This is a genomic window from Gammaproteobacteria bacterium (genome assembly GCA_016200485.1).
In the GTDB taxonomy this organism is placed as follows: Bacteria; Pseudomonadota; Gammaproteobacteria; order Tenderiales; family Tenderiaceae; genus JACQEP01.
The window spans coordinates 37,595-60,345 of sequence record JACQEP010000014.1; the positions used below are offsets into that span (position 1 = coordinate 37,595).

Consider the following 22,751-nt stretch of genomic DNA (forward strand, 5'->3'; position numbering starts at 1 on the left):
AAACCCCTCCCCCTGCAAGGGGTAGGACAAGTTAATAATAGTTTTTGCATTTCTCCGCGCCTTTGCGTCTCCGCGTTGGATCTTAATCACTTTTTATTCAACACAAACCGCTGTACCGCCGCATTATGTTCCTGCAAGCTACTGGAAAAATAATGGCTGCCATCGCCTTTGGCCACAAAATACAAACTGGTACTTGTGGCGGGATGTAAGGCCGCATGAATGGCATCGCCGCTGGGGATCGCAATCGGCGTCGGCGGCAATCCGGCGCGGGTATAGGTATTATAAGGCGTATCCGTCAGTAAATCCTGGCGTCGCAAGTTCCCGTCGAACAAATCCCCCATGCCATAAATGACCGTGGGATCTGTCTGCAAGCGCATACCCTGCTTTAGACGTCGGACAAAAACACCGGCGATATCCGGACGCTCATGGCCAACCCCGGTTTCACGTTCCACGATTGAGGCCATAATCAGTGCTTCATACGGCGATTTGTAGGGCACGCCTGGATCGCGTGATCCCCATTCTTTTGCCAGCCGCTCATCCATCAGCTTCATGGCGCGCTTGAGAAAATCAACATCGGTGGTATTGCCGGGGAACAAATAAGTATCAGGGAAAAAACGGCCTTCCGGATGCTCACCGGCTTTCCCCAGATGGGCCATCACCTCCGCCGGACTCAGCCCAGACAATGTGGGCTTAATGCCTTTCTGGTTCAACACTGCTTGCAATAACTGACGGAAGGTCCATCCTTCAACCACGGTCAAGGAATGTTGTACGACTTCGCCCTTCACCATCCGCTCCATCAGCTGCACAGGGGTTAGCGTAGGTTCAAGCGCATATTCACCGGTTTGCATCCGGCCGGCGTAATCCAGCCAGCGGCCCCAAAACACAAAATAATTGGGATGGTCGATGACACCCATCCGGGTGAGATCTTCGGCGATTTTACGCAGACCGGCGCCAGGTTCGACGGTATAAATCATGTCCGGTTGCGCCACACGTAACGATTGGGACTTAAAACTTTGCAAATCTATGCCGATCCAGCCTGCGATCAAGCTGCCGACAAGGATTACTACACCAAGAATTTTGAACAGAGATTCTTTCAGAGACATGGGATCGCTTGCCGTTGACGCCGATGATCAAGCGCGTCATTCAAACTGTGAAAGATTGGCCCTGGGCGATATGATTGCTGTTCGATACGCACCACCGGCCACAGGCCAATGATGGAATTGCTGATGAACACCTCATCTGCCGAGTTGAGGCGGTCAACGGAATAATGCCCGACGTGTGTCGGGATCGATGAATTGGCGGCTAATTCCAGAATCACACCTCGCATGATGCCAGCCACACCACAGTTTGACAAATCCGGGGTATGCAACACCCCGGCCTCGACAAAGAATAGATTGGATTGGGTGCCTTCGACAACATGGCCGCCAATATCCAGCATCAGTCCCTCGGCGATTTCGGGATTCTCCCATTCGGCACGCGCGAGTACCTGTTCCAGACGATTCAGGTGTTTAATACCCGCCAGCGTCGGATTGAGTCCCAACCGGGTTTGGCAGATCCGGAGGTTAACGCCCGCCTGCCCGTGGTGTGGCGGGTAATCGGACCAAGGATAAACTGCAACAATCCGATTGGGGCTTGGCGTCGCCGGTGGCCGGTAACCGCGTCCGCCTTCACCGCGTGTGACAATGATTTTGATCACCGCTTGCGACAGACCATGGCTCACCTGCTGTGCCTCATGTAACAAGCGTAACGGCTGCGGTGCAGAAAATCCAAGTCGCTGGCAACTGGTTTGTAACCGCGCCATATGCTCCGGCCACAATTCCAGTTGACCATTACGTAAAGCGACGGTTTCAAACACGCCATCCCCATAATGGATGGCGCGATCCGTCAGCACGAGGACGTCTTGCGGCTTACCGTTAACCAGAAATTGCATCGTTGATTCCCAATGCGCGCAGCAAGCCTTTGGCCTTGGCCTGCGTCTCCTGTAACTCACTGTCGGCGACCGAGTCGGCGACGATGCCCGCTCCCGTGCGGAAGCGTATCCGATCATGTTCCATATGCATGGTGCGAATCAAGATATTCAGATCCATATTGCCATCATGGCCAAAATAGCCCACTGAGCCGGTATAAGGACCACGTGGAGAGGCCTCCAGGTCATGGATGATTTCCATGCACCTCACCTTGGGACAGCCGGTAATCGTGCCGCCGGGAAAGACGGCCCGAATCACCTGGCCCGGCGTCACCTTGGGCCGCAAGCGCCCCGTCACATTCGAGACGATGTGATGCACATGGGCATAGGATTCCAACACCATCAGTTCATCAACATGGATGCTGCCCGGCTGACAGATGCGCCCCAGATCGTTGCGTTCGAGATCAATCAACATCACATGCTCGGCGCGTTCTTTCGGATGTGCCAGCAAGGTTCGAGAATAGGCCAAATCGTCTTCTTTGTTCTTGCCGCGCGGCCGGGTACCGGCGATGGGACGGGTATCGATCCGATCCCCTGTCACTTGCACCAGCCGTTCCGGCGAAGAGCTGATGATCGCATTGTCACCCTGCAACACCAGCGCGGCAAAAGGAGCTGGATTGTGCTGCCGTAAAGAGGCATACAAATTTATTGGCGAAGTTCCAGTGGCCAAATCCACATCCCAGCTGCGAGAGAGGTTGACCTGAAATACATCGCCATCACGGATATAACGTTTGATACGTTCGACACCGTCCGTAAAATTGGTACCCGCCCCACTCTGCACGGCAGTAATTTTTGGTAGTGATGCTGTTAATGATTCATGCGCGGTAATTGAACTAATGTCCTTGCGTAATTCTGCAAGTAGCTGCTCTTGTCCAGATTCGGTAACAAGATAAAGACATGACTGCTGATGATCCCGAATCACGGCCGCCGGAATACGTGTTGCAAAGGCGGTCGGCAACGAAGAATCGTAGGGTTCAAATTTAAGTTTGTGTTCAATCTGAGTGACTAGCTCATAGCCCAGGTACAAAAACCATCCCCCATTAAAAGGCAATGCCGATGGCGGGTCAGATGCTTTTCCTGGCTGCCACTCGGCATCCAATGTTTCCAGGAAATCAGATGCTTGATCGGCAATGATTGTTTTGCCAGGAAAGGCAAACAGAATGTCATAACGTGATTGCGCAGTGCCATGCACAGCGCTTTCGAGTAAAAAAGGGTATCGCGCCGAATTGAGCGCCACCAGGCGCAAGAGATCCAAGGAGGAATTTAACCGCACAATGTTGGGTTGGCTTGCGGTCACAACAGCTGCTCCCGATGAGTGGCAGACATCCTTGTCCGCCGAAAAGCGGGATTAAACTTTGCGGAACACCAGCGTGCCGTTGGTGCCGCCAAAACCAAAGGAGTTGGACATGGCGACATCGATCTTCATCTGTCGCGCTTCATTCGGCACATAATCAAGATCGCACTCTGGGTCAGGCGTGAAGAGATTGATGGTCGGCGGTGCCACTTGGTCACGAATCGCCAATGCACAGAACACGGCCTCAATACCGCCCGCCGCACCCAGCAAATGACCGGTCATCGACTTGGTCGAACTCATTGCCAGTTTGTACGCATAATCGCCAAACAAGCCCTTCGCGGCCAGTGTTTCAGCCTTGTCACCGGCGGGTGTCGAGGTGCCATGAGCATTGATGTAATTCACTTGCTCAGGATTGATACCGGCATCATTCAGCGCCAGTTTCATACAACGCTTAGCACCGGCGCCGCCCTCGCTGGGCATCGTCATGTGATAGGCATCCCCGTTCATGCCAGAGCCAATCAGCTCGACATAGATGTTCGCGCCGCGGCGTTTGGCGGATTCATATTCTTCCAGTACCACAACGCCTGCGCCATCGCTGAGTACAAAACCATCGCGGTCCTTGTCCCATGGACGGCTGGCCGTGGCCGGATCATCGTTGCGGGTCGACAGCGCACGGGCAGCGGCAAAACCGGCCAGGCCGGTGGGCGATGTCGCCATTTCCGCACCACCCGCGATCATGGCATCGGCGTCACCACGGGCAATAATCCGCGCGGCCTCACTGATGTTGTGTGTGCCGGTGGCACAGGCGGTGACGATCGCCAGATTCGGTCCCTGGAAACCATACATGATCGACAGGTTGCCCGAGATCATGTTGATGATATTGCTGGGAACGAAGAACGGCGAAATCTTGCGTGGGCCGGATTCTCTGAAGGTCTCATGTCCCTTTTCGATACCGGGCAAACCGCCGATACCGGAGCCGATCATCACGCCAATCCGCTCAGCGTTGGCCTCGGTGACCTGGATTCCGGAATCTTCAATCGCTTCCTTGGCGGCCGCGATACCGTAATGGATAAAAGGATCCATCTTACGCGCGTCCTTGGACGACATGTAATTCGCGGCATCAAAACCCCACACCGAGCCGCCAAAGCATACCGGGAATTCAGAGACATCAAAATGGGTGAGCGGTCCGATACCGCTCTTGCCGGCCAGGATATTCGCCCAGGATTCCTTAACTGACAATCCAACCGGGCCAACCATGCCCAGACCAGTCACCACAACGCGACGTTTATGACTCACGCAGTTAATTCCTGTAATGCGCCATTCAATGGCTTAATAATATTACACACGGGAAAACAAAAGGCCGCAACCAGTGAAGGTACTGCGGCCTTTAGCAGAAATTCTGCGAGCTTAACCCTTGTGGGAGTTAATATAATCAATGGCTTGTTGGACGGTCGTGATTTTTTCAGCTTCTTCGTCCGGAATTTCGCACTCAAATTCTTCTTCCAGTGCCATCACCAGCTCAACGGTATCGAGTGAGTCAGCGCCAAGATCATCCACGAAAGAAGCCTCTTTGGTGACTTCTTCTTCCTTGACTCCTAATTGCTCGACGACGATCTTCTTGACGCGTTCTTCGATAGTGCTCATGATCAGTTGTTCCTCCAGAGATTTTGCGATGCGGCCTTGGCCGCGGACGGTATTTTATCCTTTAAACCGTAAGATGCAAGCCAGAAAGCGGCAATCTTACAGTATTTCAACCAAATCAGTCACCTAGGTGTTACAGAAGGGCGGGCTTGAAATCCGCCCCCTACGCCATATACATGCCACCGTTGACGTTTAGCGTCTGCCCCGTGATATACCCCGCCTCTGGCGAGGCCAGGAAGGCCACAGTCGCGGCGATTTCATCCGCGCTCCCCAATCGAGCCAGCGGAATCTGTTGCAACAGGGCTGCCTTTTGCTCCTCGGGCAGGCCGTGCGTCATATCAGTATCAATGAAACCGGGGGCTACGGCGTTAACGGTGATGTTGCGCGAGGCCACTTCCCGGGCCAAGGCCTTGGTAAAGCCTATCATTCCCGCCTTGGCGGCAGCGTAGTTGGTCTGGCCCGCGTTACCGCTGACCCCGACCACCGAGGCGATATTGATAATCCGGCCTCTACGCGCCTTCATCATGCCTTTAATGCAGGCCTTGCTCATGCGATAGATGGACGTAAGGTTGGTATTGATGATGTCGTTCCATTCATCATCCTTCATCCGCATCAACAGGTTGTCACGGGTAATCCCGGCATTGTTCACCAGAATACTCGGTGCACCGAATTCACCAATGGCGCGCTCCACCACTGCATCGACCGAGGCCGGATCGGTGACATTCAGCATCAAACCAACACCTTTGATACCATTTTCTTTCAAATAGTTAGAGATATCTGCTGCACCCTTTTCTGAAGTAGCGGTCCCGATCACTACCGCCCCTTTTTTGCCAAGTGACAGGGCAATGGCCTTACCGATACCGCGGCTGGCGCCGGTGATTAAAGCAATTTCGTTCGCAAGCGTCATAAGTGCTCCCCTCAATTATTTAACGGCTTCCACTGCGGACAACAGCGTCTCGGCGTCATACACCGGCAGCGTTGTCACTTCTTTCTCGATGCGCTTGTTCAAACCGGCCAGCACCTTGCCGGGACCGGCCTCGACGATCTGGCTGATACCTTCACGTGCCAGTGTCTGCACCGTTTCCACCCAGCGCACCGGTCTGAACAATTGATCGGTTAACGCCTTGCGGATGGCATTGGCATCGCTGTACGAGCCAACATCGACATTGTGCAGCACGGTAATTTTAGGTGCCTTGATTTCAGTTTTGACCAGAACTTCAGCTATCTTGTCCGCCGCCGGCCGCATCAACGCGCAATGCGAAGGTACGCTCACCGGCAGGATAATGGCCCGTTTGGCGCCTTTATCTTTGGCAATCGTTGCCGCACGCTCGACGGCATTTTTGGCACCGGCGACCACGACCTGGCCCGGCGCATTGAAATTCACCGCCTCAACCACTTCGCCCTGGGCCGCTTCTTCACAGGCAGCGATGACATCCGCGTCCGATAAACCAAGAATTGCGGCCATGGCGCCTTGACCGGCGGGCACGGCGGCCTGCATCAATTGACCACGGGTTTCGACCAACTTTACCGCCACCTTAAAATCGATTGCCTCGGCACAAACCAATGCCGTGTACTCACCCAGACTGTGGCCCGCCATAAACGCAGGCGCACGACCGCCGGCTGCCCGCCACGCTCGCCACACCGCAACCCCGGCGGTCAGCATCGCCGGTTGGGTTTTATCCGTTTGATTGAGTGCTTCCTCGGGGCCTTGTTGTACTAATTGCCACAGGTCGTAACCCAGTACCGAGCCAGCTTCAGCAAATGTTTCTTTTACTTGCGGCCAGGTTTCAGCCAAATTGGCCAGCATTCCGACTGACTGTGAGCCCTGCCCAGGAAAGACAATTGCGATTGACATGATAATTACCTTTAATAAATATATTAAACTACCTGTTTTAATTAATATTTTATTAACGCAGAACCCCAGGTAAACCCACCGCCAAAGGCTTCCAGTAACAACACGTCGCCTGCCTTGATCCGACCATCACGCACTGCAACATCCAGCGCCAAGGGGATTGAGGCGGCAGAGGTATTACCATGTGACTGCACCGTCACCACCACCCGTTCCATTGGCATGTCCAGTTTTTTGGCGGTGGCCTCGATAATCCGGATATTGGCTTGATGCGGTACCAGCCAGTCGATCTGACTTTTCTCCATATTGTTGGCCGCCAGCGTCTCATCGACGATTCGCCCCAAGGTGCGCACGGCAATCTTGAAGACCTCGCTGCCTTGCATCTCAGTATAGGCGGTACCTGCCAGCACTGCATCGTAGCCGCGCGAAATCCCGGCGGGCACATGCAGCAATTCATCGTAACGGCCATCGGCATGAAGATGCGTGGAAAGAATGCCGGGGGCCTCACTGGCAGAAAGCACAACTGCGCCCGCGCCATCACCGAACAAGACACAGGTCGTACGATCTTTCCAATTAATAATCCGGGAAAACGTTTCGGCACCGATGACCAGTGCCTTTTGGGTGGCGCCCGTACGAATAAATTTATCCGCCACCGATAGCGCATAGACAAAACCGGAACACACCGCCTGCACATCGAAAGCGGGGGGCCCATGGATGCCCAAACGTTTTTGCAACAAACAAGCGGTGCTGGGGAAGACTTTGTCGGGCGTGGTGGTGGCGATAATGATCAAATCCAGATCGCCGGGTTTGATTCCGGCCGCGCTGATGGCTTGTCGTGCCGCCGCTTCGGCTAGATCGCAGGTAGTTTCACCTGCGGCCGCGATATGACGTTTTTCGATGCCCGTGCGTTCGCGTATCCACTGATCCGAGGTCTCGACCATGGTCTCGAGCTCGGCATTGGTCAACACCTTCGCTGGCAGATAAGACCCTGTGCCAATGATCCTGGAATAAGTCACGCCTCAGCCCTCAGCCTGCTTGCCGCTTGATGAGGATTTCTTCCAACTGCTGGTTAATACGTGCCGGAACCGCCTTGTCCACTTCAATCATCGCTTCCTTGATGGCATTGGCGAAGGCGAACTGGTCCGCGCCGCCATGGCTCTTGATCACAATCCCTTGCAGCCCTACTAAACTCGCACCATTGTAACGGCGCGGATCGATTTTGTCTTTGAAGGAGCGCAGCACCGGCATAGCCATCAAACCCGCCAGACGCGTGATCCAATTACGGTTGAAACTTTGCTTCATGAAGTGGGCGATCATTTTCGCTACCCCTTCACTGGATTTGAGCGCGACATTGCCGATAAATCCGTCGCAGACCACGACATCCACAGTCCCCTTGTAGATATCGTCCCCTTCGACGTAACCGACATAATTCAGGCCACTCTCGCTCAGCAAGCGTGCGGTCTCCTTAACGACTTCGTTACCCTTCATTTCTTCCTCACCAATATTGAGCAGACCAATGGTGGGATTAGGATTGTTGTCCACGGCCTGGGTCAGAATCGAACCCATCACCGCAAACTGGAACAGGATATCGGCGCCGACATCCACATTCGCGCCCAAATCCAGCATATGGACATGCCCCTTCATCGTGGGCAAGGTGGAAATAATCGCGGGGCGATCAACGCCGGGCAGGGTCTTCAGCACGAAACGGGCAATCGCCATCAAGGCGCCGGTGTTACCGGCGCTGACGCAGGCATCGGCTGCGCCATCACGCACCAGATTAATGGCCACGCGCATCGACGAATCTTTCTTGGAGCGCAAGGCAACCGAGGGTAATTCATCCATTGCCACGCGTTGCGAGGCATGATGGATGCGTAACCGCTCGCTGGCAGCATTACCAAGACGGCGCAAATAACCTGCCAACTCATCCTGGTCACCGACCAGGATGAGATTCAGATCAGAGCGCTCTTTTAAAACGCTGATGGCGGCTGGCACGACCACGCTTGGGCCGTGATCGCCGCCCATGGCGTCAAGCGCGATCGTGTGACTCAAGGGTTTATTCGCCCTTACCCGCGATCACTTTGCGACCACGGTAATAACCATCCGGAGAAACGTGATGACGAAGGTGGGTTTCACCTGAAGCAGAGTCGACGGACAACGTCGAAGCGGTCAGGGCATCATGGGCCCGGCGCATGCCACGCTTGGACGGACTCTTACGGGTTTTTTGGACAGCCATTGCAATGGACTCCTGTTATTAAATCAAACCAAAAATACTCGGCATTTCTCAATGCCGCTTTAATTGCTCCAGTACCGAAAAGGGACTGGGCCGTTTTTCCTCGACCGCTTCTGCGGGCGTCTGGTCACGCTGAAACCAGGGATTACATGTCTGTTCTGGATGCGTTGCCACGATCGGCAAGGCCAAAATCAACTCATCTTCGAGCAAATCAGCGAGTATTACCCGGTCTTCTACTACTAAATAAGGCTCCAGCCCTTCCGGCAAACGGTTCGCTTCCTCTTCGCTAGTGACGAAGGCTATCGCGACGGGGCTTTCAACCGTCACCGCCACGGGATCACCGCAGCGCTGACACGTCATCGACACCACCGCTTTGACGTTACCGTGCACAAAACTCGTACCCTGTTCATCGACCCCGAAGTTCAACTCAAACTCGAGTTTTTCTTCCGGTGCCACAGCGAGCAACCCTGCCAAACGCGCCATCGCTACCATCGCCATCTGTCCCCGCAATTGCTGAGACTGGCGAGCCAGTTTAAAAGGCGCAAAGAATTCCTGTGGCTGCGGTTCCAGCATAGGCGCGAAATTTTAAACTGCTGCCGCCCCTCTGTCAAAGAAATTTCTTTATTTTCACACCGTTATCCCGCATCTTGCTTGACTTGGAGGATTTATTTGAGTAGAACCGAAATAAGGGATTTTACAGGCTGGCGGATGGCTTGGGGTTGCCGCCCCAAACCCATCCCAGCCCTCGATGAGCGGATTTATTTAACTTAGATTTCAATATGATATCAAAGATACTGATTGCCAACCGGGGTGAAATCGCGGTCCGCATCGTGCGCGCCTGCGCCGAAATGGGAATCACCTCCGTCGCTATCTATACCGATGCCGACCGTCATTCCCTCCATGTCAAAAAGGCCGACGAAGCCTATAATCTGGGGCCAGACTCCGTCGCCGGATACCTGAATGCCCATCGGATCGTGAATCTGGCTGTCGCGGCAGGGTGCGACGCCCTCCACCCCGGTTATGGTTTCCTCTCCGAAAACGCCCAGCTGGCTGAAATTTGTGAGCGCCGCGGGATACGCTTCATCGGCCCCTCGCCAACTGCCATCCGCCGCATGGGGGACAAGATCGAGGCCCGCAATACCATGATCAAGGCCGGGATCCCCGTAACTCCCGGCAGCGATGGCAACGTCAACTCGCTGGAAGAGGCCGTGGTGATCGCTCACCGGGTTGGCTATCCGGTCATGCTCAAGGCGACTTCCGGCGGTGGCGGCCGTGGGATTCGCCGCTGTGACAACGAATCAGACCTGCGCCGCAATTATGACCGCGTGATTTCCGAAGCGACCAAGGCCTTTGGTAGCGCCGAGTTATTCGTTGAGAAATGCGTCGTTAATCCACGCCATATTGAGGTTCAAATCCTCGGCGACAGTCACGGCAATGTGATTCATTTGTTTGAGCGCGACTGCTCGATTCAACGCCGACATCAAAAGTTGATTGAGATCGCTCCATCACCACAGATAACCGATGAGCAACGCGCCTATATCGGTGAACTGGCTGTGCGTGCGGCAAAGGCAGTGGATTATCAAAATGCTGGTACGGTTGAATTCCTGCTCGACAAAGACGACACATTCTATTTCATGGAAATGAACACGCGGCTGCAGGTTGAGCATTGCGTAACTGAGCAAATCACCGGTATTGATATCGTCCGTGAACAAATTCGGATCGCCTCCGGAATGCCGATGAGTTACAAACAGGAAGACGTCAAACGCCGTGGCTACGCGATGGAATTTCGTATCAATGCCGAAGATCCCAAAAACGGTTTTCTGCCCAGCTTTGGCCGCATCACCCGCTATTTTGCGCCGGGTGGTCCTGGCGTGCGTACCGATGCTGCGATTTATACCGGTTATGAGATTCCGCCGTATTACGATTCGCTCTGCGCCAAACTCACGGTCTGGGCACTCACCTGGGAGGAACTGCTGGCACGTGGCGATCGTGCGTTAAAAGATATCGGTCTTTACGGGATTAAAACTACGATCCCCTATTACCAGGAAATTCTTAAATCGCCGCAATTCCGTCAAGGGCGCTTTGATACCAGTTTTGTCGAGAATCATCCCGAACTGGTCAATTATTCGGTACGGCGCCCGCCACGCGAATTGGCAGCGGCAATTGCAGTGGCGATTTCTGCTCATCTGGGTCGCTAATTTCAACTTAATTTAAAACATTGTTGGCAAGGACTATGGCTAAAGTACACATCACCGATACCATCCTGCGAGATGCGCACCAATCACTGATTGCCACTCGCATGCGCACCGAGGACATGCTGCCGATCTGCAACAAGCTTGATCAAGTGGGCTACTGGTCGCTTGAAGTCTGGGGCGGTGCAACCTTCGATTCCTGCATTCGCTTTCTGAAGGAAGATCCGTGGGAGCGTCTGCGCCAGTTGCGCAAAGCTCTGCCCAACACCCGCTTACAGATGTTGTTGCGCGGACAGAATCTGCTCGGTTACCGCCACTATTCAGATGATGTCGTGCGCGCCTTTGTCGAGCGCAGCGCTGCCAATGGTATTGATGTCTTCCGCATCTTTGATGCATTGAATGATATTCGTAATCTGAAAGTTTCGATTGAAGCGGTTAAAGCCGCCAAGAAACACGCCCAAGGTACGATCAGTTACACCACTAGTCCGGTCCACGGCATTCCACAATTTGTGGATATGGCCAAAGCGTTGGAAGAAATGGGCTGTGACAGCCTCGCGATCAAGGATATGGCCGGACTGTTAACGCCGTCCGTTACCGCCGATCTGGTCAAGGCATTAAAAAAGGCGGTCAGCATTCCATTACACATTCATTCCCATGCCACTGCCGGCTTGGCCAGTATGTGTCAGCTCAAAGCGATCGAGAATGGTTGTTTGCACATTGATACCGCTATTTCCACCTTCGCCGGCGGCACCTCTCACCCACCGACTGAAAGCATGGTCGCTGCACTGAGAGATACTAAATATGACACCGGACTTAATCTCGAATTATTGCAGGAAATCGGCTATTACTTCTTCGAAGTGCGCAAAAAATATGCGCGCTTCGAAAGCGAATACACGGGGGTAGACACTCGCGTTCAGGTTAATCAAATCCCCGGTGGCATGATTTCCAATCTTGCCAACCAACTGCGTGAACAAGGCGCGTTGGAAAAAATGAATCAAGTGCTTGCTGAAGTGCCACGCGTACGTGAAGATCTCGGCTACCCACCGTTGGTGACGCCAACATCACAAATCGTGGGTACTCAGGCAGTGTTAAATGTAATCACTGGCAGCCGCTATAAAAACATTACCAACGAAGTAAAATATTATCTCCAAGGCCGTTATGGTAAAGCACCAGGCGAGGTAAATTCAATCGTCCGACAGCAAGCCATCGGTAACGAGGATGTCATTGATGTCCGGCCAGCCGATTTGTTAGCGCCTGAGATGGATAATTTGCGTGACAAGATCGGTACCCTCGCCAAAAACGAGGAAGATGTGCTGACCTTTGCCATGTTCCCGGATATCGGCAAGACTTTCCTGGAACAACGCGCAGCAGGTACTTTGGTGCCTGAATCCCTTGAAGACGTGAAGAAGGCACCTGAGTGTCCGACGCATAATGCACCAATAGAGTTCAATGTCACCATGCATGGTGAAACCTATCACATCAAGGTCACGGGCACCGGTCACACAACTGACAATCGCCGCCCTTTCTTCGTCTCGGTGGATGGTTCGCCGGAAGAAATTGTGGTCGAAACCCTGGAAGAAATTGAAGCTGAAAATTCCGGCAACAATAAATCCGCCACAACCCCTTCCAGCAAAGGCAGTAAACGGCCACGTGCAAAAAAACCGGGGGATGTCACCACCTCCATGCCCGGCACCATCGTCGACGTGCTGGTCAAAGTCGGCGCCAAGGTCAAAGCCGGTGATCCGCTGCTCATCACTGAGGCAATGAAAATGGAAACCGAAGTGCAGGCGCCAATCGCAGGCAAGGTTACCGCTGTGCACGTCAAGAAGGGTGACAGCGTCAATCCAGATGAGACCTTGATCGAGCTTGAGTGATCGCGTTTCCATGAGCGGCAAGCTCATTCTGGCTTCTTCTTCGCCCTATCGCCGCGAATTACTGGCGCGCTTGCGCTTGCCGTTTGCATGGGAATCACCCGCGGTGGACGAACAACGACTGGCCAATGAATCGCCACGCAGCATGGTATTACGGCTTGCTGAAGCCAAGGCGCGCGCTATCGCGGCGCGCCATCCCAATGCCATTATCATTGCCTCCGATCAAACGGCAGTGATTGGCAATGACATCCTCGGTAAACCTGGCACTCATGACAAGGCCGTTACTCAGTTACAGAAAATCTCTGGACGCACGGTTGAGTTTTTAACATCACTGGCGGTGTTAAATAGTGTCAACAATCACCTGCAACTGGAGGTAGCGCCGTTTGCGGTTCATATGCGCACCCTGTCATCAACACAAATTGAAAACTATCTGCATCTTGAACAGCCGTATGACTGTGCGGGCAGTTTTAAATCCGAAGGTCTGGGTATTGCGTTGTTCGAGAAAATGGAAGGCGATGATCCGAACGCGCTGGTGGGACTGCCTTTGATTCGGCTCGTTCATATGCTGGCAAACGAAAACATTCATGTAATATAAATCATATCCAGGCTTATTCCAGAAACAACTTCAGTTCTCGCCATTTATATCCGATAACCATAAACCTGAATCTGACACAGTTAATGGTTGACTCATGGAAAAAATGTCTATTGCAGATCTTGCGGTCAATGTGGTCGAGCCCTCTTCGACCCAATGGACAGTGATTAAACAACACCTTGTCGCCTTAGGCGTATCTCGCCTGGAGCGTTTCGCGGATGGCAAATCGGCATTGGCGGACATGGGTAAGTTCCAGCCGGATCTTGTGATTAGCACCATGCACCTGCCGGACATGACCGGCACTGCACTGGTACAAGCTATGCGCGGAACACCGGAACTGGAATCGATTCCGTTTATGCTCGTCTCCAGCGAACATTCTGATTATTACCTGGAACCGATTCGCCAAGCGGGCGTAGTCGCAATCCTGCCGAAGCCGTTTCAGCAGAGTGAATTAAAGAGCGCACTCTACTCCACTTTGGAATTTCTCGAACCCGACAATGAATCTTTAAAAGAAATTGATCTCGATAGTTTGCATGTATTGGTCGTGGATGACAGCAGCACCGCCCGCAAACACATCATGCGAGTTCTCAATAATTTGGGTATTAATGACATCGTTCAAGCCACTAATGGTCGCGAGGCGGTTGAGACCATGTCCCGGCAATTCTTTGACCTGATCGTCACTGATTACAACATGCCGGAAATGGATGGCCAGGAATTGACACGCTATATTCGCGAGCAAAGCCAGCAACGCTCAATTCCTGTGCTAATGGTGACCAGCGAAGCTTATAGTAGTCACTTGGCGGGGATCAAACAATCGGGGGTTTCTGCCATGTGCGACAAGCCGTTTGAGCCCAATGAAGTCAAAAGTTTATTGCGCAAGATCTTGACGACATAAACTACCTTCATCCAATCTTGTAATCCCTTTTGGCTAATGAGAAGCCGCATGCGGATTTTTACGCTACTTGCGATATTGAGTTATTGCAATCTCAGCCATGGTGCCGAGATGATACTCACTTTGAGCGGGAAGACATTCATTGTCGAGCTGGCGGAAACCCCTGATGAACATGCCACAGGACTCATGAACCGGACTCAACTCGCACCCAATCACGGGATGCTCTTCGTCTATGCCGGCCCGTATCAGGTTTCGTTTTGGATGAAAAATACTTTGCTGGCGCTTGATATCCTTTTTTTTGATGCCGACGGTCGACTGTTAGAAACCTATCTCGATATTCAACCCTGCCGGCAAACATCCTGTCCCCGCTATCAAAGCCACTTCCCTATCCAATATGCCCTCGAATTACCTGCCGGCTCAGTCGGTAATTTTGGAATTCATAAGGGTGACCAATTCAAGATTATTAATCACCATTAAATTACTTGCATATTTTATTGTTTTAGCTAGGATAGGGATATACGTAGCATCAGGAGAAGACCATGGCGGCTGTCCGTCCCTTGGAACAATTTGAGTTTCATCAAACACTGGAGCATACCCGTGGTATGGCATTGGTGTTTTTTTCCAGCAGCGAATGTTCCTCGTGTCGTTACTGGGAACAACTGCTCGATCAATATTCGCGTAAATATCTTGATGTCAGAATCTTCAAAGTGGATGCTGGCCGGGATCAAGCCCTGACTCAGGAGTTCAGCGTGTTTCATCTTCCTGCACTATTCCTCTATATGGAGGGTGAGTTTCGTGCTGAATTGCAGTGCGAGGCAACCCTGGTTGCATTGCGGACTGCGATAGAACAGGCGATGTCAGCCCCTCCTCAAGAAATGCCCTGACTGTACGGGCCCGCCCGAGGCGTTGAGCAGGGGGCCCCCCCGATGAATATCGGGGATGCGACCGCCGGTGGACGGCAATCCGCCATACTATAGGCGGCTCCGCCCCACCGAGGGTCGGATCCCCACTAGCGTGGGGCCCCTCCTCCGCCTCTCGGGGCGGCCGTCCGAGGCGTTGAGCAGGGCCGATGAATATCGGGGATGCGACCGCCGGTGGACGGCAATCCGCCATACTATAGGCGGCTCCGCCCCACCGAGGGTCGGATCCCCACTAGCGTGGGGCCCCTCCTCCGCCTCTCGGGGCGGTACCCCCACGAATGATTTTCTGCTAATTCCTGTGCTACCATCCAGCAAAACAAAACTGGATAACTCCTTATGGATCAAAACAATATCTTCATCGGTGGCAACGGTCAGACCGTCGTTAACTTGCGGGCGCGGATGGCCAATCGCCATGGTCTGATTACTGGGGCCACAGGTACCGGTAAAACAGTGACCTTGCAGGCGCTGGTGGAAGGTTTTTCCACTATTGGCGTCCCGGTGTTCGTGACAGATATTAAAGGTGATCTCTCGGGACTGGCCAAGCCAGGCACCAGCAATGAAAAAATCCAGTCTCGGCTACAAAAACTCGGGATCAGCGATTATCAAAGCCGTGCCTATCCGGTCGTGTTTTGGGATTTATTTGGCAAGTGCGGTCATCCGGTCAGAACGACGATTTCAGAGATGGGGCCGTTGTTGCTTGGCAATTTGCTGGAATTGAGTGATACCCAGGCCGCAGTACTTTATGCGGTGTTTAAGATCGCCGATGACCAGGGACTGTTGCTGCTGGATCTTAAAGACTTGCGCAGCATGTTGACCTGGGTGTCTGAGAACGCCAAAGAATTACAGAAAAACTATGGTAACCTTTCCAGCACCAGTGTCGCGGCCATTCAGCGTAGTTTGCTAGTATTGGAACAGGAAGGCGCAGAAAATTTTTTTGGAGAACCTGCGCTCCAGTTACAAGACCTGATGCAAGTGGATTTTTCCGGCAATGGCGTTATCAGCATGATCGATGCCACTGCTCTAATGCCTAAACCACGCCTCTATGCCACCTTCCTGCTCTGGCTCTTGGCTGAGCTGTTCGAACAATTACCTGAAGTGGGTGATGTGGATCGGCCGAAGTTGGTGCTGTTCTTCGATGAAGCACATTTGTTATTCAATGATGCACCTGCGGCATTAGTGGAAAAGATCGAACAAGTTGTGCGTTTGATTCGATCCAAAGGCGTAGGTGTTTATTTTATCAGCCAGAATCCTTCCGATATCCCGGTCAACATCGCGGGTCAGCTGGGTAATCGCGTGCAACACGCCTTGCGTGCCTTTACGCCTAAGGATCAGAAAGCAGTAAAAGTGGCTGCACAAACACTACGCGCCAAGCCGGGCTTGGATACTGAAACCGTGATCAGCCAACTGGGTGTCGGTGAAGCCTTGGTATCAGTACTTGATGACAGTGGTCAACCAACCCCCGTTGAGCAGATTTTTATCAGACCACCACAATCACGTATTGGGCCGCTTACCGCTGAAGAGCGAAATGCTCATCTTTCTCGCTCCCCGCTTGCTGGCCGTTACAACGCCACCGTTGATCGCGAATCGGCCTATGAAATTCTCAAGCAACGCAGCGAAGAAGCTGCTGCCGACGAGCCGATGTTACCCGCAGCAAAATCAAAAGCACCTCCTTCTACCAGCCGTGAACCGGAATCCATCCTCGGCGCTTTAGCCAAAAGTGCTGCCCGATCAATGGGCTCGCAGATTGGACGTCAGATCGTACGGGGTGTCCTGGGTTCATTGCTAGGCGGCAGCGTTACCGGACGCAGGAAGCGTTGAGGTACAACATAAGTCTCCTGCAATACCAAAGCATTTCACTAATAATTTTGGCTTGTTCTCCACTTGTCTCACACTATTCAGTGTCGGATTTCTTTACACTTTTCAATTAAATTACATTTTGAATATATATTAAGTGATTGAATTACATTGCAATCATAACTATGGCCCGTTTTATGCTTTGCATGTTTTGATCGTTAAACAATCAAAAAGAACTTTTGGGGCGTTACACATTTAATTCAAACCTTTATTGAGAAGTTTATAGAAATTCAAGGAGGACCCGATGAATATGCAATTCATAAAATCGACGAAATTATCAACGTGTGCACTCATTACCACAACATTAATCCTGAGCGCTTGCAGTGGCGGAGGTGGCAGCGGCGAAACTTCGCTCAACGGCAATTTAAACACCACGGATGTTACTACGACATCCACCCCTTCCTCCACGAGCACTAACACAAGCACAGAGACATCACCAGCAGTCACCAGCAGCGTGACCACACCCGAGACCGCCGGTTATCTCACGGTACCCTCTGGGTTTCACGCAGGCCAAACGGCAACGATAGAGGGGCATGGCTACAAGCCACAATCCTCATATTTTCTTACGATTCGCGACCCCGCTGGCGGTATTAGTACGCAGAGCGTAAATATCGGGGCAAACGGGAGCTTCCAATTTCAACTTACTCTTCCGCAGGCAGGACTTTATACCGCTACTGCGGTTGACAATGGTACTGGCACGGAAGTTGGGAAAGTGATTGTCAGCGCTGTGGCTGAAGATTTTTAGGGAGGACCGATAAAATGCCTGTCAATAATCATATCCTGACGTCGTTCGGCTTAATGGTTATGTTGCCATTGATTCAGGGTTGCAGCTCAACACCCCAGGTTTCTGGAAATTTAATCATTCCCAAAGAAAGCATCGCCCGCCAGGACGAGATCATTTTTGTTTCAACAGAAAGTGGCAATGCACAGATTTATGCCATGAATGCCGATGGTAACGGTAAAAAACCATTAACACATGGCACCGACGAGAATACTCAACCCGCCTGGTCACCGGATGGACGTCATATTGCGTTTACCTCGATGCGCGATGGCAATATGGAAATCTATGTCATGGATGCCGATGGCTCAAACCAGACACGGCTGACCCATGATGCCAATCCTGACAATGTCCCCTCATGGTCGCCTGATGGAAAAAAAATACTATTTCGTTCCTATCGTGACCGTTATGCGAATTTATTTGTCATGAATATTAATGGAAGTGATGTTAAAAGACTGACCGATAGCCAGGTCGACAAAGGACATCCATTATGGTCCCCCGATGGCAGGCATATTGCTTATCAGGTTTATGCTGATCTTGGCAAGATTCAGATCCATGTGATGAATGCTGATGGTACTGAAGACAAAGATGTGACCAGTGGTATATCAAAAGACAAGAAAACCCAGCCCGCGTGGTCACCGGATGGCAGCAGGTTGGCCTTTGTTTCAATGAAAACTTATGGTGAACAACATATCTATGTTGTCAATGCCGATGGTTCAAACCCGGTCGACCTGACTAATAATCCATTCGCTAATGTAATGCCCACATGGTCGCCAGACGGTAAACGCATTGCTTTTGTTTCCAACCGTGAAGGAGGCCGGATCGATCAAGCGGCGGGTGAGATTTATGTGATGCAGGCAGATGGCACTGGTGCCATTAATCTTACGAATAATCCATACGACGATGGTGATCCTATGTGGTCGGCAAATGGGTCAGAACTCTATTTTCTGAGCCTGCGCGATGGCATCTCTCATCTTTTTTCGGTCAACGCCAGTGGAGGATCGACCCATCGCCTGACCACCCATGCAGGTCACGATCTGATGTATAGGGTGGCCCCCAATCATGTGATGACAAGGACGCTGGGTGCACAAGACCTGGCCTTAAATTGAATTCTTATAGTTCTAGGAGAGGGACATGAAAAAGTCATATCGAAGCATTACACAGTCTCGGCCCTATGTGATAGCGCCATTAACGGCGGCCCTTGTGTTTGCCGTGGGTAATGTACAAGCGGGGTCGACAACCTATACGCTTAACGCCGAATTTGATTCTGGCACATTGTTAAGTGTCAATCACACCATAGCTGACCAGTTGCAATTGAATGCATCGGGCACAGCTTTCCCATTGTTGTGGATCGCCAACGCAGGTGAGGATACGTTATCAAAGTTCGATACTGCGCAAATTGGTGCTTCGCCTGGTCGGGAAGTCGCTCGCTACCATACCTGGTTCAATACAGGACCTAACAGTACAGGCGATCATGGTGCTTGGGATGGCCCTGCCCCTTCGCGCACGGCTGTCGATATCGATGGCAATGCCTATGTCCTCAACCGCCACTTTGACGGTCGGCCCGCATTGCTCATTAAAATCCTTGCCAATGGTTATATCGATCGCAATAGTAATGGCATTGCCGATACTTCCAGAGATGCCAATAATGATGGTGTCATTCAGCCAAGTGAAATGAAAGACCTGATTGATGCCAACAGCAACGGCATTATCGACCCGGGCGAGATTCAAGACGAGCGCATTGCCTGGGCCGTACGAGTACCGGACGGTGTAGCGGCGCCACTGCGGTTCGGAGCCTTGGGACGATCCTTGTGTTTAGGTACCGATGCCAATCTGTGGGTGGGACTGTATTCCGATTCTACTTATTACAAGGTCAGTGGTTCTGATGGACATACTATCGCGGGGCCAATTTCCACTGCGCCAACCGCCGGCCAACCCAACGCTGGCAGCTGGACGCCCTACGGTTGCCTGATCGACAAAGATGGCGTGTTATGGAGCGCTTCGCTGAGCAGTATTCTGGGCAAGATCACCAACACCCAGAGCAATACTGGTCCGTGGACGGTTGCGTCCTTCAGTGGTCCGGGTAACTATGGTATCGCACTCGGCAAGGATCCGGTTGATAACCATACGCTGGTTTATCTCGGCGGTGTTGGGACAAGCTACGCCAAGTTCGACTCGGCGACCAACGTCTATAGCACTCCAGCCACTGTTTTTTACAGCAGCCTGGGGGTGAACACGGAAGGCGATGGGCACATTCTGGTCAGTAAATCGAGCGGTGGCGTCGTCAAGTTCAATGCCAACGGCAGCGTAATTTGGGACAAACCGGCCCAGGCGGGCACCGCCACCGACAGTCGCGGTATCATGCCCGATGCCAACAGTGACACTTGGCAAGTACATCTCGGCGCCAGCAAGATCTCCAAGTTTGCTAACGCAGATGGCACCGCCTTAGGTGTTCTGCCGACGGGTCTATCTCCTTACACCTACTCTGATGCATCGGGATTTGCGGCTGCCAACATCACCAGCCAGACAGGAAGCTGGACAGTTATTCAGGATGGCGGGGCCGCGGGTACCCCGTGGGGTAAGGTGTCCTGGAACTCCAACGTGCCGACTGGCGCCAGCGTCACTGCCAAAGTTCGCACCGCTGATACACAGCTTGCACTACAGGGTCAGACCTTCACTGATGTCAGCAATGGTGTTGGCTTCAATCTGACCGGACGTTACATCGAAGCTCAGGTGCGGCTTACCGCCAACAATCAGGCGCAATCGCCTATTGTCTACGATGTCACTATCGCTAGCGTGACTCAAGGCAAGTGCGACATCGATAAGGACGGTGATATCGATAAAAACGATATCAATGCCATCTTCAGTGCACGTGGACAAAAAGCCACCGGCGCAGATGACCCGCGTGACCTTGACGGCGATGGCTTGATTACTGTAAACGATTCACGGGGTTGTGTTCTCAAATGCACGCTCGCGAACTGCACAATTAAATAATGATTTACTCGTTGAACCAATATTAAGGAGTGCAAAACAATGAAACGCTTAATCTCAGCTCTGCTTTTTTCCGGTTTGGCAATGCTTGGTATACAGCCTGCGCAGGCCATCTCCATCAATCTGGTTTCTAATTTTGCAGGGAGCACGGGTTACGTCGATATTATCGCCGCCAGTCTTGGTAACCAGGTCGTCGCCGCTTATGATCTTGATGTTGGCTATGACGGTAATCTTCTCAATCCCACAGGGGTTACCTTTGGTGATAAGTTAGGTGGTGGTACAGGTGACTCATTACAAGACTTTAATTTTTTGCCTGATATTGTCGATGTCGCCGAAGTCTCATTATTACCTGACGATGAAATCGCCGCGTTGCAGGCAAATAACGATCCGTTTACCCTGGCAAGAATTGGCTTCAATTGTGCTAACCAGGAATGCGATCCTAATCTGCAATTCAAGCTTCTCTGGACTGCCGGTAATGATGTTAAAGGTCGTAATAACCAGGTCATCGTCCCTGTCCCCGAGCCTGCCTCGTTGTCATTGTTTGGCCTGGGTTTGGCGGTACTGGCCTGGCGACAACGGGCAAACGCTTAACCACGGGTGATATATTTTCAAGCCAAGGCCGGGAATTCCCGGCCTTTTTTTTGTTTGTGTACCCCTTGGAGCCTTTAACCTTGCGCCATCTTCATGTAAATTAGCCGGTTTTTAGGAGATGACAGCCCTCCTGCATAGTGACCTTAATAGCAACATGTGATTTATTTGCGGCTAAATTAAAGTATTTAATCGTCCGATACCTTAGGACTTGATTACAAAAGGAATTTGTACCCGCATCGTGGCTCGGTTCTTACTCATAATATGCGTTTTTCTGACTCTGGTATTACAGGGCTGCACCAGCATGATGGGATCGCGTCTTGCCAGGAACCTGGATGAGGCCATCCTCAATCAGGACGATCCGGAAATTATCCGCAGTGGCGCCCCCTCGTTTTTGATTCTGGTGGATGCTCTGGTACGGGATGATCCGGACAATACTCCCCTGCTCCGGGCTGCAGCCACGCTCAACGGCACTTATTCTTCAGTATTTGTGAACTCCCCAGAGCGCGCCGCCAAACTGGCAGACAAGGCCCGCCACTACGCCCAGCGCGCCATTTGCCAGGATCACCCTTGGTTTTGCGAACATGAACACACGGAGTTAAGCGAATTTATTACTCACCTCAACGCCACTGAGGCAGGTGATATCCCCAATTTGTATGCCTATGGCACTACCTGGGCAACGTGGATCCAAACCCATAGCCAGGATTGGGACGCCATTGCCGATTTGCCAAAAATAGAGGCCATCATGCAACGCATCGTGACGTTGGATGAAAAATACGAATGGGGACGCGCCCATCTTTACCTTGGCGTTCTCCATAGCCAATTATCACCTGCCTTGGGTGGGAATCCCGAAAAGGGGCGCACCCATTTCGAACGTGCGCTAGCAATCTCCGGGGGCAAGGATCTTATCGCCAAGGTAGAATTCGCACGTAATTATGCTCGCCTGACTTTCAATCAGCCGCTACATGATCAACTCCTGAATGAGGTACTGGCCGCTGATCCCAATGTGCCGAATCTGATTCTGACCAATCAGCTGGCACGACAATATGCCCGCGAGTTACTCGATAGTTCAAAAAGATATTTTGAGGATTAA

Annotated in this window: 23 protein-coding genes; 12 read left to right on the forward strand and 11 right to left on the reverse strand. The window is 52.2% G+C overall.

Features of this window, described 5'->3' with window-relative positions:
- Positions 1-86: 86 nt before the first annotated feature.
- From mltG to HY272_08995, 11 genes are all read right to left on the reverse strand, one after another.
- Complete coding sequence (mltG, locus tag HY272_08945) at positions 87-1,103, reverse strand: endolytic transglycosylase MltG (protein MBI3772809.1); 1,017 nt, start codon at positions 1,101-1,103, stop codon at positions 87-89.
- Entirely contained in the window at positions 1,094-1,930 is an 837-nt protein-coding gene (gene pabC / locus HY272_08950) for an aminodeoxychorismate lyase (GenBank protein ID MBI3772810.1), read from the reverse strand. Before pabC ends, mltG begins: the two co-directional genes overlap by 10 nt.
- Complete coding sequence (locus HY272_08955) at positions 1,914-3,239, reverse strand: aminodeoxychorismate synthase component I (GenBank protein MBI3772811.1); 1,326 nt, start codon at positions 3,237-3,239, stop codon at positions 1,914-1,916. The genes pabC and HY272_08955 overlap by 17 nt, the downstream gene beginning before the upstream one ends.
- A gap of 75 nt (positions 3,240-3,314) precedes the next feature.
- Positions 3,315-4,556, reverse strand: a complete 1,242-nt coding sequence (fabF, locus tag HY272_08960) for a beta-ketoacyl-ACP synthase II (GenBank protein MBI3772812.1) — start codon at positions 4,554-4,556, stop codon at positions 3,315-3,317.
- Positions 4,557-4,667: 111 nt separating this feature from the next.
- On the reverse strand, positions 4,668-4,904 hold the full coding sequence (acpP, locus tag HY272_08965; GenBank protein ID MBI3772813.1) for an acyl carrier protein: 237 nt from the start codon (positions 4,902-4,904) through the stop codon (positions 4,668-4,670).
- Between the two features lie 160 nt (positions 4,905-5,064).
- Positions 5,065-5,808 (reverse strand): 3-oxoacyl-ACP reductase FabG, encoded by a 744-nt coding sequence (gene fabG, locus HY272_08970; GenBank protein MBI3772814.1) that lies wholly within the window; start codon positions 5,806-5,808, stop codon positions 5,065-5,067.
- A 15-nt stretch (positions 5,809-5,823) separates the two neighbouring features.
- Positions 5,824-6,759, reverse strand: coding sequence for an ACP S-malonyltransferase (gene fabD / locus HY272_08975; GenBank protein ID MBI3772815.1), 936 nt, complete (start codon positions 6,757-6,759; stop codon positions 5,824-5,826).
- A gap of 38 nt (positions 6,760-6,797) precedes the next feature.
- A complete protein-coding gene (locus tag HY272_08980; GenBank protein ID MBI3772816.1) occupies positions 6,798-7,766 on the reverse strand; it encodes a ketoacyl-ACP synthase III in 969 nt (322 codons plus the stop codon).
- A 10-nt stretch (positions 7,767-7,776) separates the two neighbouring features.
- A complete protein-coding gene (plsX, locus tag HY272_08985) occupies positions 7,777-8,799 on the reverse strand; it encodes a phosphate acyltransferase PlsX (GenBank protein MBI3772817.1) in 1,023 nt (340 codons plus the stop codon).
- 4 nt (positions 8,800-8,803) lie between these two features.
- Positions 8,804-8,983, reverse strand: coding sequence for a 50S ribosomal protein L32 (rpmF, locus tag HY272_08990; GenBank protein MBI3772818.1), 180 nt, complete (start codon positions 8,981-8,983; stop codon positions 8,804-8,806).
- Positions 8,984-9,031: 48 nt separating this feature from the next.
- Entirely contained in the window at positions 9,032-9,553 is a 522-nt protein-coding gene (locus tag HY272_08995) for a DUF177 domain-containing protein (protein ID MBI3772819.1), read from the reverse strand.
- A gap of 206 nt (positions 9,554-9,759) precedes the next feature.
- On the opposite strand from HY272_08995, the gene HY272_09000 reads away from it, so the two are divergent.
- From HY272_09000 to HY272_09055, 12 genes are all read left to right on the forward strand, one after another.
- Complete coding sequence (locus tag HY272_09000; protein MBI3772820.1) at positions 9,760-11,178, forward strand: acetyl-CoA carboxylase biotin carboxylase subunit; 1,419 nt, start codon at positions 9,760-9,762, stop codon at positions 11,176-11,178.
- 35 nt (positions 11,179-11,213) lie between these two features.
- Positions 11,214-13,046, forward strand: a complete 1,833-nt coding sequence (oadA, locus tag HY272_09005) for a sodium-extruding oxaloacetate decarboxylase subunit alpha (GenBank protein ID MBI3772821.1) — start codon at positions 11,214-11,216, stop codon at positions 13,044-13,046.
- Positions 13,047-13,056: 10 nt separating this feature from the next.
- Positions 13,057-13,638, forward strand: coding sequence for a septum formation inhibitor Maf (gene maf / locus HY272_09010; GenBank protein MBI3772822.1), 582 nt, complete (start codon positions 13,057-13,059; stop codon positions 13,636-13,638).
- Positions 13,639-13,732: 94 nt separating this feature from the next.
- Positions 13,733-14,530, forward strand: a complete 798-nt coding sequence (locus HY272_09015; GenBank protein ID MBI3772823.1) for a response regulator — start codon at positions 13,733-13,735, stop codon at positions 14,528-14,530.
- A 48-nt stretch (positions 14,531-14,578) separates the two neighbouring features.
- Entirely contained in the window at positions 14,579-15,004 is a 426-nt protein-coding gene (locus HY272_09020) for a DUF192 domain-containing protein (protein ID MBI3772824.1), read from the forward strand.
- Positions 15,005-15,066: 62 nt separating this feature from the next.
- Positions 15,067-15,411 (forward strand): thioredoxin family protein, encoded by a 345-nt coding sequence (locus HY272_09025; protein ID MBI3772825.1) that lies wholly within the window; start codon positions 15,067-15,069, stop codon positions 15,409-15,411.
- A gap of 372 nt (positions 15,412-15,783) precedes the next feature.
- Positions 15,784-17,265: a DUF853 family protein gene (locus HY272_09030; GenBank protein MBI3772826.1), complete on the forward strand. Its 1,482-nt coding sequence runs from the start codon at positions 15,784-15,786 to the stop codon at positions 17,263-17,265.
- A 280-nt stretch (positions 17,266-17,545) separates the two neighbouring features.
- Positions 17,546-18,046 (forward strand): hypothetical protein, encoded by a 501-nt coding sequence (locus HY272_09035; protein MBI3772827.1) that lies wholly within the window; start codon positions 17,546-17,548, stop codon positions 18,044-18,046.
- A 14-nt stretch (positions 18,047-18,060) separates the two neighbouring features.
- Complete coding sequence (locus HY272_09040; GenBank protein MBI3772828.1) at positions 18,061-19,188, forward strand: PD40 domain-containing protein; 1,128 nt, start codon at positions 18,061-18,063, stop codon at positions 19,186-19,188.
- A 25-nt stretch (positions 19,189-19,213) separates the two neighbouring features.
- Positions 19,214-21,073, forward strand: coding sequence for a hypothetical protein (locus HY272_09045; GenBank protein ID MBI3772829.1), 1,860 nt, complete (start codon positions 19,214-19,216; stop codon positions 21,071-21,073).
- Between the two features lie 39 nt (positions 21,074-21,112).
- A complete protein-coding gene (locus tag HY272_09050) occupies positions 21,113-21,661 on the forward strand; it encodes a PEP-CTERM sorting domain-containing protein (GenBank protein MBI3772830.1) in 549 nt (182 codons plus the stop codon).
- Positions 21,662-21,962: 301 nt separating this feature from the next.
- The gene (locus HY272_09055; protein ID MBI3772831.1) at positions 21,963-22,751 is read left to right on the forward strand and encodes a hypothetical protein; all 789 of its coding nucleotides are present in this window, start codon (positions 21,963-21,965) and stop codon (positions 22,749-22,751) included.

Bases quoted from the DNA above. Each gene is read 5' to 3' on its own strand.
- HY272_09015 (MBI3772823.1), top strand. From the start codon at position 13,733: ATGGAAAAAATGTCTATTGCAGATCTTGCGGTCAATGTGGTCGAGCCC.
- HY272_09055 (MBI3772831.1), top strand. From the start codon at position 21,963: ATGATGGGATCGCGTCTTGCCAGGAACCTGGATGAGGCCATCCTCAAT.
- mltG (MBI3772809.1), bottom strand. From the start codon at position 1,103: ATGTCTCTGAAAGAATCTCTGTTCAAAATTCTTGGTGTAGTAATCCTT.
- HY272_09050 (MBI3772830.1), top strand. From the start codon at position 21,113: ATGAAACGCTTAATCTCAGCTCTGCTTTTTTCCGGTTTGGCAATGCTT.
- HY272_09040 (MBI3772828.1), top strand. From the start codon at position 18,061: ATGCCTGTCAATAATCATATCCTGACGTCGTTCGGCTTAATGGTTATG.
- HY272_09030 (MBI3772826.1), top strand. From the start codon at position 15,784: ATGGATCAAAACAATATCTTCATCGGTGGCAACGGTCAGACCGTCGTT.
- HY272_09025 (MBI3772825.1), top strand. From the start codon at position 15,067: ATGGCGGCTGTCCGTCCCTTGGAACAATTTGAGTTTCATCAAACACTG.
- HY272_09045 (MBI3772829.1), top strand. From the start codon at position 19,214: ATGAAAAAGTCATATCGAAGCATTACACAGTCTCGGCCCTATGTGATA.
- HY272_08995 (MBI3772819.1), bottom strand. From the start codon at position 9,553: ATGCTGGAACCGCAGCCACAGGAATTCTTTGCGCCTTTTAAACTGGCT.
- HY272_09020 (MBI3772824.1), top strand. From the start codon at position 14,579: ATGCGGATTTTTACGCTACTTGCGATATTGAGTTATTGCAATCTCAGC.
- pabC (MBI3772810.1), bottom strand. From the start codon at position 1,930: ATGCAATTTCTGGTTAACGGTAAGCCGCAAGACGTCCTCGTGCTGACG.
- rpmF (MBI3772818.1), bottom strand. From the start codon at position 8,983: ATGGCTGTCCAAAAAACCCGTAAGAGTCCGTCCAAGCGTGGCATGCGC.
- HY272_09035 (MBI3772827.1), top strand. From the start codon at position 17,546: ATGAATATGCAATTCATAAAATCGACGAAATTATCAACGTGTGCACTC.
- fabG (MBI3772814.1), bottom strand. From the start codon at position 5,808: ATGACGCTTGCGAACGAAATTGCTTTAATCACCGGCGCCAGCCGCGGT.
- maf (MBI3772822.1), top strand. From the start codon at position 13,057: ATGAGCGGCAAGCTCATTCTGGCTTCTTCTTCGCCCTATCGCCGCGAA.
- oadA (MBI3772821.1), top strand. From the start codon at position 11,214: ATGGCTAAAGTACACATCACCGATACCATCCTGCGAGATGCGCACCAA.
- acpP (MBI3772813.1), bottom strand. From the start codon at position 4,904: ATGAGCACTATCGAAGAACGCGTCAAGAAGATCGTCGTCGAGCAATTA.
- HY272_09000 (MBI3772820.1), top strand. From the start codon at position 9,760: ATGATATCAAAGATACTGATTGCCAACCGGGGTGAAATCGCGGTCCGC.